General features: G+C 69.1%; 11 protein-coding genes. 10 read left to right on the top strand and 1 reads right to left on the bottom strand.

The genetic code is table 11. The features are described 5' to 3' along the window. Positions 1 to 133: 133 nt before the first annotated feature. From ACIO9J_RS15340 to ACIO9J_RS15380, 9 genes are all read left to right on the top strand, one after another. Positions 134 to 1,879, top strand: coding sequence for a CotH kinase family protein (locus tag ACIO9J_RS15340; protein WP_401998204.1), 1,746 nt, complete (start codon positions 134 to 136; stop codon positions 1,877 to 1,879). Continuing rightward, entirely contained in the window at positions 1,876 to 2,904 is a 1,029-nt protein-coding gene (locus ACIO9J_RS15345; protein WP_401998207.1) for a hypothetical protein, read from the top strand. Before ACIO9J_RS15340 ends, ACIO9J_RS15345 begins: the two co-directional genes overlap by 4 nt. 973 nt (positions 2,905 to 3,877) lie before the next feature. Next, positions 3,878 to 5,404 (top strand): pyridoxal phosphate-dependent decarboxylase family protein, encoded by a 1,527-nt coding sequence (locus ACIO9J_RS15350; RefSeq protein ID WP_401998210.1) that lies wholly within the window; start codon positions 3,878 to 3,880, stop codon positions 5,402 to 5,404. Between the two features lie 168 nt (positions 5,405 to 5,572). Then, a complete protein-coding gene (locus tag ACIO9J_RS15355; RefSeq protein ID WP_401998213.1) occupies positions 5,573 to 6,991 on the top strand; it encodes a hypothetical protein in 1,419 nt (472 codons plus the stop codon). Between the two features lie 52 nt (positions 6,992 to 7,043). Continuing rightward, a complete protein-coding gene (locus ACIO9J_RS15360; RefSeq protein ID WP_401998216.1) occupies positions 7,044 to 7,739 on the top strand; it encodes a hypothetical protein in 696 nt (231 codons plus the stop codon). Between the two features lie 58 nt (positions 7,740 to 7,797). Then, entirely contained in the window at positions 7,798 to 8,607 is an 810-nt protein-coding gene (locus ACIO9J_RS15365) for a hypothetical protein (RefSeq protein ID WP_401998219.1), read from the top strand. A 31-nt stretch (positions 8,608 to 8,638) separates the two neighbouring features. Then, the gene (locus ACIO9J_RS15370) at positions 8,639 to 9,067 is read left to right on the top strand and encodes a hypothetical protein (RefSeq protein ID WP_401998222.1); all 429 of its coding nucleotides are present in this window, start codon (positions 8,639 to 8,641) and stop codon (positions 9,065 to 9,067) included. 39 nt (positions 9,068 to 9,106) lie between these two features. Next, positions 9,107 to 9,658 (top strand): hypothetical protein, encoded by a 552-nt coding sequence (locus tag ACIO9J_RS15375; RefSeq protein WP_401998225.1) that lies wholly within the window; start codon positions 9,107 to 9,109, stop codon positions 9,656 to 9,658. A gap of 203 nt (positions 9,659 to 9,861) precedes the next feature. Then, a complete protein-coding gene (locus tag ACIO9J_RS15380; RefSeq protein WP_401998228.1) occupies positions 9,862 to 10,671 on the top strand; it encodes a polysaccharide deacetylase family protein in 810 nt (269 codons plus the stop codon). A 16-nt stretch (positions 10,672 to 10,687) separates the two neighbouring features. On the opposite strand, the gene ACIO9J_RS15385 is transcribed toward ACIO9J_RS15380, so the two are convergent. Further along, positions 10,688 to 11,947, bottom strand: a complete 1,260-nt coding sequence (locus ACIO9J_RS15385; protein WP_401998231.1) for a cytochrome P450 — start codon at positions 11,945 to 11,947, stop codon at positions 10,688 to 10,690. Positions 11,948 to 12,052: 105 nt separating this feature from the next. Here ACIO9J_RS15385 and ACIO9J_RS15390 point away from each other — a divergent pair, with 105 nt between their 5' ends. Next, positions 12,053 to 12,496 (top strand): SRPBCC family protein, encoded by a 444-nt coding sequence (locus tag ACIO9J_RS15390; protein WP_401998233.1) that lies wholly within the window; start codon positions 12,053 to 12,055, stop codon positions 12,494 to 12,496. Positions 12,497 to 12,518 lie beyond the last annotated feature (22 nt).

The following is a 12,518-nucleotide window of genomic DNA, read 5'->3' on the forward strand; positions in this document are numbered from 1 at the left end:
CGGGGGCGCCCGCCCCGCGACGTGGGCCGCGCCCGTGTCACGCGCCCCGGAGGCGGGCCGGTAATCGGCCTGGCGGTCATGTGGAGCCGGGCGTAGAGAAAGGAGTTCACCCCTCGGAAGGCCGGGAGGCCGCATGGACAGGACCATGGACAAGGGAACGTTCCGGGACGGGTTCAAGAATCGGGCCGTGGTGGTCTCCGGACTGCCGCGCGGTACGGGACGCAGGCTGGCCGAGCAGGCCAACGCGGCGGCGGGGCCCGGCGATGCCGCGCTGCGCACGAAGGCCGAGTTCGGCTTGCTGTTCGACCTGTTGCTCGCCGAGCAGGGGGACGCCGCGGGCGCGGACGGCAGGCTCGTGCTCCAGGACGCGGCGGGGCGGCCCACCGCGATCGGGGAGATCGTCGAGGCGTACCTCGGCGCCGCGCGGGACAAGACGGAGTTCTTCGCGCACGGCCTGTATCAGGTCAAGGTCACCGGCTGGCCGCCCGGTCTGCTCACCGCCGACGAGGTGACCGTGGCGCCGCCGGGAGCCCGGCTGACCATCGCGAGGAGCGACGAGCCGGCCGCCGAGCTCCTCTCGACGTCCGCGTTCTCGCTCGTCAACAGCGGCAACATGACGGCCCACGCGCCCAAGCGCTCGTGGAAGATCGACCTGGAGATCGGGGCGAGCGAGGACCGGCTGCACGGCATGGAGCGGATCAACCTCAAGGCGATGTACAACGACCCGTCGCAGATGCGGGAGGCCGTGGCCTGGCGGCTCCTGGAGCGCGCGGGGATCCCGGCGGCGCAGCACACGTACGCGACGTTCGCCCTTGACGACCGCTACATGGGCCTGTTCTCGGTGATCGAGCAGGTCGACAAGAAGTTCCTGAAGGACCACTTCGGCAAGAACTCCGAGGGCAACCTCTACAAGGCGTACTACGGGGACGTCGGCGCGGCGACCCTGGAGCACCGCTCAGGGACCGACGGCTCGGACGGCGGCCACCAGTACTTCACCACCGGCAGCCTGGAGGACGACCGCACCTACCGGCTGAAGACGAACGAGAACGACCCGACCGCCAACACCTACGACGACCTGGCCGTGCTCGTCCGGGCCGTGAACGGGGCCGGACTGCCGGGCGACGAGGGCCGGTTCGCCTCCGACGCCTTCCGGTCCTCGGTCGAGGACGTCATGAACGTCCGCGCGTTCCTGCGCTGGGCCGGGGCCAACGTGCTGCTCGGCAGCTGGGACAACTACTTCGCCACCCCGGCGAACTACTACCTCTACAACTCGGGGCGGCTCGGGGACCCTTCGGGCTTCGTGGACCGCCCGTACTTCACGTTCGTCCCCTGGGACTACGACAACAGCTCCGGCATCGACTTCTTCTCGACCCAGTGGCAGTACACGGACCTGCTCGACTGGCCCGCGATGAGCCGCAACTACTGCCGCATCACGCACGCCCCGCACGAGACGTCGCGCCTGCCGCTCTTCACCAACCTGCTGCGGCACCACGACTTCTGCCAGTACTACCTGGACCACCTGGAGTACCTGCTCGACACCGAGTTCGGCCCCGACCGGGTCGCCGCGCTGATCGGCGCGGAGGGCTCCGAACGCTCCGACGGGCTGTGGCAGCTCATCTCCGGCGCGGCGTACGGCGAGTCCGACAGCCCGCACGGAAAACCCTTCACCGGGCGGCAGTTCACCAACGACGAGGTGTACCGGGCCGCGTACCGGCAGTGGGAGCTGAGCCGGGGCTCGCAGTTCACGTACGGGATCTTCCACTACACGCGGATGCGCTACGACAGCGCGCGACAGCAGCTCGCCGAGCTGCGCAAGACCTACCCCAACGGCGCGAGCGGCGCCGTCTTCCCCGGCGCCCTGGAGGTGCTGCCGTCATGACCGTGGCCAAGAAGCAGAGCAAGGAGCGGGGCAAGACGCGGGACAAGAAGCAGGACCGGACGAAGGCCGTGGTGAAGGCGGCGGCCGCCGGGTCGGCCAAGGCCGTGGCCGAGCTGCGTCTCGTCAAGGAGGCGAAGATCCAGGAGCTGATCGGCGACGCCGCGGGCAGCCGTCTGGAGGCGAGCGGCGTCCTCTACCGCGACGGCGTCTTCCTCGTCGTCTGCGACAACCTGCCCTTCGTCATCCGGATCAGCGCGGAGCTGTCGGCCAAGGCGCCGGAGAACGGCGTGCTCGGGGCCAACGGCCGTACGGACAGGGGAAAGAAGGGGAAGAAGGAGCCGAAGGCCCACAAGGCCGATGAGGCCGAAGGGTACGAGGACCTGGCTTACGACCCGTCGAGCGGGCGCCACTACACGCTGAGCGAGGCCGTCCCCGTCAAGCCCGAGGGCTTCCGCGCCCAGGTCCAGGAGTACGACGCCCGGCTGCGCCCGCACGGCACCGCGCCGCTCGACTTCGCGCTGTCCGACGCCAACAAGGGCATGGAGGGCCTGGAGTGGGTGGAGCGGGGCGGCACGGGTTACCTGCTGGCGCTCTGCGAGGGCAACCGTTGCAAGGGCGGCAAGGAGGGCCGTACGCCGGGCGGCGGGCGCATCCAGGTCTTCCGGCGCGGCAAGGCCGCGTGGGACCACGCGGAGACGATCCAGCTGCCCGCTTCGCTGCCGTTCGAGGACTACAGCAGCGTGTCGGTGCGCGACGGCAGGATCGCCGTGCTCTCCCAGGCGTCGTCCGCACTGTGGGTGGGCCGCCTGTCGCCGAAGAAGTGGCAGGTCGACGAGGGCACGGTCTACTCCTTGCCGACGGACGACAAGGGCCGCACGGTCTACGGCACCGCGGAGGGCGTCTCCTGGGTCTCGCGTGACCACGTCGTGGTGGTGTCGGACCGCGCGAAGAAGGGCCCGGAGAACGACCACTTCCGCGCGAAGGACCAGTCGATCCACTTGTTCCTGGTGCCGGTCGTGGAGTGAGGGGCGGAGGGCTTTGGGGCGGGTGACTTTGGAGCGGGCGGGGGTGTGCGTCCGGGCCTGAGTCCGGGCGCGGGCTGAGGGCGGCTGGGTGCGTCCCGCGCCCTCCCCCGCGCCCGGCCTCCGCCGCTCCCGGCCTCCCCCGCTCCCGACGGGCCGGCGACAAGCGTGACAGCGCTTTCGCCGGCCCGTGCCGTTGGCGGGGGTCGGTCGGCGATCGCCAATTGCCGGTCGACGGCTGACGGTCGACGGCTGGGGGTTGGCGGCTGGGGGGCCACCCACCCCACCCCCCCCCTGGACCGGACCTTCCGTTCGAACTTCTCGGTGTCGCCCGCAGGGTTTCGGTCTCTTCGCGTTCGACGGGAGTGTTGGTACGGGACGGATCGCTGGCCGGATCGGCGTCGCCGAGGGGGAATCGACCGGCCTGAATGCGGTGGGGAGCGCACGCCGGGGCGGGCGGCTCGAAGTGGTGCCGACAATGGCAGGAAACGGATTGCGCGGCACACCGCACGGTCACTGCCCTGCTCTTTTCGTGTTTCACCGCGCACATGCCGGAGGCACGGTGTCTGAAAAGAACGGAACCCTTCTGGAACCTCGCATATCTACGGTTACGCATGTGACTGCAGTTGATTGACGAACCATCAGATGGTCCGCGCGCTTTTTCGGACAGACCCCGGAGTTTCGATTTCTCGTTGAATCGTGAGCGCCTACGGTGGTCGCTGTGGGGCACTGACCATGCCGGGGGAGTAACAAGCTGCGCGAGCGCTTCGAGGGGGAATGCCGTGCGGCCTTCGCTGAACGCGGGCCGCCGGCCGAGGCATTGCGATCCGGTTCGACCAGCCGGGCCGCAAGTCTTTGAGCAGGAGAACACCCGAAGAACTCCGGACGGCATCCGGGTGTCGCGCACCGAGCGCGCCGATGTCGGGCCGCAAAACCATGTCGGGCTATACGGGGGATTTCCAAGGGGGGAACCCTAGTGACGGAATCTCGGTCGAGTGATCCCGGATCGGAGCAGAGCGGATTACTGCTTGAGGCATTTGATCCGCAGCTGTTCAGGGAGAACTCAGAAACCGCTCTCTCAAAGCTCGAGAAGCACCTGTCGGACATCTCCATCAGGGGCCTCGAACTGATCGATCCCGCGAAGTTGTCCGAGGCCGCGAGGGCCTTGATGACGACGGAGCACGAGAGCGTCGCCGCCTTCGACGAGGAGAGGCTGGCGGGGATCATCGACCTGTACATCAGGACGGGGATCCAGGTGCGGTCGCCCGGCTACATGGGGCGGCAGTTCTCCGCCCCCGCGCCGGTCGCCGGGGTGATGGACTTCGTGAGCTCCATGCTCAGCCAGCCGGCCTCGTTCTACGAGGCGGGCCAGCTGCCCAGCGCGGTCGAGCGCATCATGGCCGACGAGCTGAACCGGTTCATCGGCTGGGATCCGGGGCGGTTCACCATGGTGACCACCTCCGGCGGCTCGCTCGCCAACCTCACCGCACTGCTCGCCGCACGCAACGAGAAGCTGCCCGGCTACTGGTCAGAGGGGGGTTCGGCACTGCGCGGCCAGCCCAGGCCGGCCATCGCGGTGGGCGCCGACGTGCACTACAGCATCGCCAGGGCGGCCGGTGTGATGGGCATCGGCGACGCCCAGCTCGTGCGCCTGCCGCTCAACCGGCGCCAGCAGATCGACGTGAGCGAAGTGCGCGCGACGCTCGCCGCGGCGGAGCGGCAGAACCTGAAGGTGTTCTGCCTCGTCGTCTCGGCGGGCAGCACGCCGGTGGGCGCGTTCGACCCGATCGACGAACTGGCCGACATCGCCCGCGAGCGGGGCCTGTGGCTGCACGTGGACGGCGCGCACGGCGCGAGCCTGCTGGTCTCCGACACGCTCCGCGACAAGCTCCGGGGCATCGAGAAGGCGGATTCGCTGACCTGGGACGCGCACAAGATGATGTTCGTCCCCGCACCCTGCACCATGCTCTTCTACCGGAACAGGGAATCCAGCCTTGCGGCATTCCGGCAGAAAGCAAGCTATGTGTTCGAGGAGGAGCAGGACATCTACACCGCCTTCGACAGCGGCGGAAAGAACTTCGAGTGCACGAAGCGGCCCATGATCATGACGCTCTGGGCCCTGTGGGCGCTCTATGGAAGGGCGTTGTTCGCGGAGAAGATCGAGTATCTCTGCCGACTGACGCAAGAGGCCCATGATGTCGTGCGGGCCGACCGCGACTTCGAGACCCTGCACCGTCCGGAAGCCAATATCTTGTGCTTCCGTTACCTTCCTTCAGGGCTCGGGAGGAAAGACGTTCACCGTCTTCAGATCGCCATCAGGAATCGCATCAAACTCGAGGGGAATTTCTTCATCTCGAAAGTTGATGTCGACGGCGTGGCCGCACTGCGCGTGGTCATGATGAACCATCAGATCACCGGCGAGCACTTCCGGATGCTGCTCACCGAAATCCGGAGAACCGGGCAGGACCTGCTCAACAGCGAAGAGGGAACAGCGAAAGCTTAGAGGGGACGGATGTTGAGTACATCTCACGCTCCACAGGCAACGCGTGTGCCACCCGCCGCACCGGCTCCCGGCGGCGCCAGGGAACTTGCCAACTGGCTCATACCTGACTGGGAGTTACACCCGGAATCAGTTGAAGCCGTAACCGTACTTCCCTCGTTCGCGAGCAAGATGCGCGAATGCGAGCGGGTCTGCCAGACGCTCTACAGCGAGGTCCCGCACGAGATCCAGGACGCCCTCGTCCAGCGCCGTCTCCAGCAGATGGTCAACACCGCGATGCTCAACCCGCTGTGGCGCGAACGGCTGCGCGGCGCGGGCATCACCAGCGCCCCCACGACGTACGAGGAGTGGCAGCGCATCCCGCTGTCGGACAAGGACGTGCAGCGCGACTTCCTCATGGACGCGCGGCCCGGCCTGGTGGTCCCCCTCACCCGCGGCGAGTTCGAGATCGTGGCCAGCGGCGGCACCAGCGGGGGGCGGCCGCTCGAAGTCGTGTACGCCCTGCGGGAGTTGCGCGACACCTATGAGATCGCCGGCCGCTTCATGGGCGCCTACCAGCTCGCCGGGCACCTCGCGGGCACCGACCCCAAGTGGCTGTTCACCACGCTGGCCGACTACCAGATGTGGAGCAGCGGCACGATGGTCGGCGGCGTGCTCCAGCACGTGCCGGGCGTCAACTACGTCGGCGCGGGGCCCGTCACCGCCCCCGTCCTCGAGCACATGTTCTCCTACCGGGGCCCCAAGGCGCTGATGGGGATCTCCGCGGGCATCGCGATCCTCGCCGACCTCGGCGCGGGCATGCGCCAGGAGTACCGGGAGAGCTTCCGCGTCGCCCTGTACGGCAGCGGCGTGCTGCCGCACCGCAAGCGGGTCGAACTCCAGGCGCTCTACCCGAACCTGGCGATCCTCAGCTACTTCGCCGCCACCCAGGCGGAGACGATCGGCCTCCAGCTCGACGCGGAATCGCCCTATCTGTCGTCGGTGCCGGGGCTGCACTACATCGAGATCGTCGACGAGGAGGGCCGGCCCGTCCCCGAGGGCGAGGAGGGCGAACTCGTCGTCACCCGGCTGCACGCGCACGAGGCCCCGCTGCTGAGGCTGAAGCTGGGCGACCGGATGATCCGCAGGCCGCGTACGGACGGACCCGGCCTGAAGACCGAGCAGTTCGAGTTCGCCGGCCGTACCGGCGACGTACTGCACATCAACGACAGCCAGTACTCGGCGGCGCGCGCCTACACCGCCGTGTGCGACGAGCTGAAGGCCGCCGACGTGGTGGACCTGCCCGAGGTCGCGCACGACGTGCAGTTCGTCAACTACCGCGAGGGCAAGACGATCACGCTGTTCGCCGCGGTCGACGACGTGCTGGGCCTGACCTACCGGGCGGACGCCGCGCTCGGCCCCTACGGGGCGCAGCAGCTGTTCGTGAACGCCCTGCCGCGCGCCCTCTCGCTGTTCAACCACGGCGAGGCGAACGCCGCGTCGATCGAGCGGACCGGCTACACCTTCCAGCTCAAGTTCGTGCCCAGGCTCTCCGCGGAGATCGAGCGGACGGCTGTCGGAAAGGTCCCGCTGGTGCGGGACCGCGGCTAGGCGCGGGGCACCGCGCGCAACCACCAGGTGCGAGGACAGGAGTGGAATGACCGTGAGTGGAACCAAGTCGCAAGTGAACATCATCGCCGTCGTGGACGTCATCGGCGCGCTGTCGACCAAGTCGCTGCAGGACGGCAATCTCTGCATGGTGGACGACGGCTCGTTCAACAGCTCCCATCAGGGGACGCCGAACCTCGTGACCGTCGTCAGGCCCGGCCAGACCGTCTCGTGGACCGCGCTCGCGCTGGACCTCCAGACGCCCGTGGAGATCAAGAACATCTCCTTCGTCCCGGCGAACGGGCAGAACGGGCAGAACGGGCAGCAAGGACAGGCGCAGGGCCAGCAGGCGCAGCAAGGACAGCAAGGACAGCAGGGCCTGCAAGGACAACAGGGTCAGCCCGGCGCGGGCCAGGGCCAGGGCGCGTACGGCCAGGGTGGGTACGGCCAGGGCGCCTATGGACAGGGTGCCTACGGGCAGTCCGGCCAGAGCGCGTACGGGCAGGGTTCCTACGGCCAGGGCTCCTACGGCCAGGGCTCCTACGGCCAGAGCCAGGGCCAGGGCCGGAGCTCCCACGACCAGGAGTCGGGCGACCCGGCGAGCGCCAAGCTCGACCTCGACGTGTGGACCGGTGTGGTGCCGTCCTGGATGGCGCGGGGCGTGCCCTACACGTACCGCCTGGAACTCCAGATGTACGACGGCGTCGACAGCGTCATGCATGTCGAATCCCCCGCGCTGATGTGTCAGTAGCGGCCGGCCGGAGAACGGCGACGACGGCAAAGCCGGGAACGACGACGAAGGCGGAATCATGCCCCAACAGTTGGCGATCATCGTGCTCGTGGACGTCGGCAGCGCGCTCACGTCCAACACCCTCGACGGCAACACCTATCTGTTCGACAACATGAAGCTGCACGGCTCGGAGAACCAGGGCACCGGCGAGCTGGTGACCGCGATCCACGGCTCGTACTGGCTGGACGGTTCACAGGCCAGCGAGCAGGTGCTCAACTGGCTGCCGTACAGCCTGGGCTCCATCCCGCCCACCGTGCCGCGCGGCTACGAGGTCGAGCGGGCCCGGCAGAGCGACGAGCAGGCGCTCGCCGAGCTCCAGGAGCTGGCGGCCAAGTCCACGGTGCCGAGCGCCGACGCGGCCGTGGAGCTCAACCGCATCCGCAGGAACGTGGGCACCCGGGTCAAGACCACCCGGCGCACCCGCGGCCGGATGTCCGGGCAGAAGATCGTGGACGTCACCGGTCAGATCGTGACCGAGGACGCCACCTCCTCGGCGAGCTACCCCGCCCCGGTGATCACCGACATCTACGGCGAGGCCGTGGACGCGAAGATCATGTACCCGGCGGAGTACGGCTCCCCCGACATGGTCACCGACGGCTGGTACTGGTCGGCGACGGTCGACACGTCCCGGCCCGGCACGTACTCGTACACCATGCGCATCCAGCTGCACCGGCTCGCGCAGACCAACGGCGAGCTCCGGTGGGATCCGGTGAACCTGACCTGCTCCTCGTCTCTGAAGATCAGCTCGGAGCCGCGGCGCAACGCCTTCACCAAGGCGGGTGTCGGCCAGCTGCCGATCCCGACGAACCCGCCCGCCCAGCGCGGCTGAGCACCCCCCCCCACCGGACGAGGAGGAACAGATGACCACCAAGCCGAGGCGGGAGACCGTCGCGAAGCGGCCGATCTCCATCACCGCCGTCGTGGACTGCGTGGGCGCCCTGGCGGCCGGCAATCTCCGGGGCCACCTGTACATGTACGACACGAACAAGGCCGGCGGCTCCACCGGGTTCGGCAGCGAGGAGCTGCAGACCAAGGCGAAGCGCGGGGACCAGATCCTGTGGAACTGCCTCGCGCTGGAGTGTGAGGCGTACGTCGCCATCGAGGACATCGTGATCGACCGCGAGGTGTGCGAGCCGGAGCGGAAGGTCTACCCCGGCACCGACGTCGCGTACTGGGTCGGCACCGTGAAGAAGGCCGACGCGGGACCGATCACGTACCAGCTCAAGTTCAAGCTGGGCACGAGGGACCAGCCGATCAGCACCACCCTGTCGTCGTCCCTCGTCGGCTAGGGACCAGGCAGTCATGGCGGCGTACGCGAAGGAGGCACGGTGAGCACCACTACGCGCAGTGGCGTGGAGAAGCAGAATCCCGGCCAGCTGAACTCGGTCCAGCTCAACATCGTGACGCTCATCAACATGGAGCGGGCGACGGAGACGGGCTCGCTGAGCGACGCGATGTACATGATGGACAACAGCATCGGCGGCAAGGGGCAGGGCACGCCCTCCCTGGAGACGGTGTGCAAGCAGGGGCAGGTCATCAACTGGATCGTGCGCCCGATCGACATGGAGAAGCGCCTGGACGGCACCTGGCCCCCCATGCCGAAGATCAACAACATCGTCTTCCTGGACACCGAGGTGGGTGACGAGGAGGACGTGGCGGAGCGCCGGATCTTCAACGAGCTGAAGATCTACGGGATGCCCGACCGCATGCGGGACAAGTACACGCCGGTCTACTACTACTGGGCGGGCACGGTCATGAGCACCGCGAAGCCCGGTCTGTACCGGTACCGGCTGGTGATGGAGCTGGAGCAGGAGGGCAAGAAGGAGCGGCTCTACCTGAACACCTCGATCCACCCGTCGATCAGGGTCATCCCGACCTGACCCAGGCCGCTCCCGAGGCCGTTCCCTAGGCATCCCTAGGCCGTTCCCGAGGCCGTTCCTGGGGTCCTTCCGCCTCTTCACGGCAGGGCATTTCGCCTCTTCCCTGCGGGTTCGTACGCGCTCGCGTACGGGCCCGTACGGGGAGAGGTGCCCAGTACAGGGGGCTATGAACGGCGTGTATACGTCACATGTATAGTGCTCGCATGCCTGCCGTGAACATGCCCTCCGCCCCCAAGACGCGCCGATCGACGAAGAGGTTGCGCCGGACCGCCTCCGCCCTCGCCGCGGGGGCCGCCCTCGCCCTCGCGATGACCGGGTGCACCAAGCTCGACACCACGTCCCCCGCCACCGTCCGCAAGGACGCCGCCGGGGCGAAGGCCGCGGACCAGGGGAAGTTCGGCACGGTCGACTGCCGCAAGGCCAAGTGCGTGGCCCTCACCTTCGACGCGGGGCCCAGCGAGAACACGCCCAAGCTGCTCAGCATCCTCAAGGAGAAGAAGGTGCCCGCCACCTTCTTCACGCTCGGCAAGAACCACATAGAGAAGTACCCCGAGCTCGTGAAGCAGATGGACGCCGAGGGGCACGAGGTCGCGAGCCACACCTGGTCGCACAAGATCCTCACGAAGATCGACGCCAAGGAGGCGCGCAAGGAGCTGGAGCGCCCCAACGAGGCGATCGAGAAGCTCATCGGCAAGAAGCCGACGCTGATGCGCCCGCCGCAGGGCCGCACCAACGACGACATCAACAAGCTCTCCAAGGAGCTCGGTCTCTCGGAGATCCTGTGGTCCGTGACCGCGAAGGACTACACGACCAATGACTCCAAGCTGATCGAGAAGCGCGTCCTGGAGCAGACCAAGCGCGACGGCATCATCCTGCTGCACGACATCTACAAGGGCACCGTCCCCGCCGTGCCCGGTGTCATCGACAAGCTGAAGGAGCGCGGCTTCGTCTTCGTGACCGTGCCGCAGCTGCTCGCGCCGGGCAAGGCCGAGCCGGGCAAGATCTACCGCTAGGGACCCGCGGCGCGCTTCACCACGTGAGGTGCAGCGCCTCCGGAGCCCGGTGGATCAGGGTCGGCCGCATCGTGACGGCGGGCCGGTCGTCGGCGAGCCGCAGGCCGGGCAGCCGCCGGGTCAGCAGCTCCAGGGTGATCCTGAGCTGCTCGCGGGCCAGCAGCTCGCCCACGCAGCCGTGGACGCCCAGGCCGAAGGCGAGATGGCGGCCGTTCTGCTGCCGCTCGACGTCGAAGTCCGCGGGCCGCGGGTGCCGTGCGGCGTCCCGCCCCGCCGCCCCGAACGCCACGAGGAGCGTGCTGCCCTCGGCCAGTTCGGTGCCGGCCAGGGAGACGTCCCGGGTGGTGGTGCGCCGGAAGGCCTGGACGGCCGTGTCGTAGCGGGCCGCTTCCTCGATCGCCGCCGGGATCCGCGCGGGCTCCTCCGTGAGCAGCTTCCAGCGGTCCGGGCTGCGCAGCAGATGGAGCACCGTGGTGCCGGTCAGGGCCGTGGTGGTGAGGTGGCCCGCCAGCAGGAAGTTCTGCAGCTGCGCGACGAGTTCATGGCGCTGTTCGAGGGTGAGCGGCTGGTCGGCGGGGCCGGGGGCGAGTGCGGCGACGAGCTCCGTGCACAGGTCATCGCGCGGCGCCGCCCTGCGGTCGCGTACGTAGCCGTCCATGACCCGCTGCATCGCCACGACGTCCTCGGCGGCGGCCACTTGGGCCGCCTCGTCCAGCGGCCTGAAGAGCAGCCGCTCGGCCTGGTACCCGCCGTGCACCGCCCTCGGTACGTCCGCGGGGTCGAGCCCGACGAGCTTGCCGACGACCTCGCCGGGCAGCCGTCGCGCGTACGCCTCCATCAGCTCGACGCGCCCCCGCGCCGCGAAGGACTCGACGAGCGCCTCGGCCCGTTCCCTCACGTACGGCACCAGCTTGGCGACCCGCGCCGCCGAGAGCGCGCGGACCAGGGGCGCGCGCAGCCGCCGGTGCGCGGCGCCGTCCGAGTTGACCACGACCCCGGCGCCGCCGAAGCCCCCGCCGAGCACGGCGAGCGCCGCGGGCGAGGGGCGCACGTCGCCGCGGAGCACGTTGGCAGAGGAGAAGTCGTCGGGGCGGCGCAGCACCTCGCGGACGTCGGCGTCGCGGGCCACCAGCCAGGCGTCGAACTCGGGCACGAAGGTGAGCCCTTCGGCCGCGCGGGCCCGGTCGTAGAGCGGGTAGGGGTCGCGGGTCAGCGCGTCGAGCCTGGCGTGGCGTTCGCGAGCGGCGTCGGGCGCGTCCTGCCGGTGTGGGTCCACGGTGGCCTCCGGGTGCCGGCCTGGATGCGGTGCCCGCCCATCGTGACCGAGCCGCCCGGCGGGGCGGAAGGGCACGTCCGGCCTTCGGCCTGGCAGGCTCGGGGCGTGGCTCACTTCCAGTTCACCAGGGATCTGCCCCTGTCCGCAGCCGAGACCTGGTCCCGGCTGACCGCGTGGGAGCGGCACGCCGACGTCGTCCCGCTGACCCGGATCCACGTCCGCACGCCACCGCCCACGCACGTCGGCACGGTCTTCGTCGCCCGCAGCGCGCTCGGACCCGTCGGGTTCGACGACGTGATGGAGGTGGTCGAGTGGCACCCGCCGCTGGCCACCGCGCCGGGCCGCTGCCGCCTGGAGAAACGCGGAAGTTTCGTGACCGGCTGGGCGGAGATCGAGGTCTACGCCTACGCGCCCCACTCCCGCCTGATCTGGCGCGAGGACCTACGCGTACGCGCCCTGCCGTCGATCTGCGACGCCCCGCTGGCAGCGGTGTCCCGCCGCATGTTCACCCAGGTGGTGAAGAGACTGACGACGGAGGGGACCCCATGAGGGCCCGTAAGGGGCGCGGGGA

The sequence above is a fragment of the Streptomyces sp. NPDC087300 genome (assembly GCF_044744425.1).
Taxonomy (GTDB): domain Bacteria; phylum Actinomycetota; class Actinomycetes; order Streptomycetales; family Streptomycetaceae; genus Streptomyces.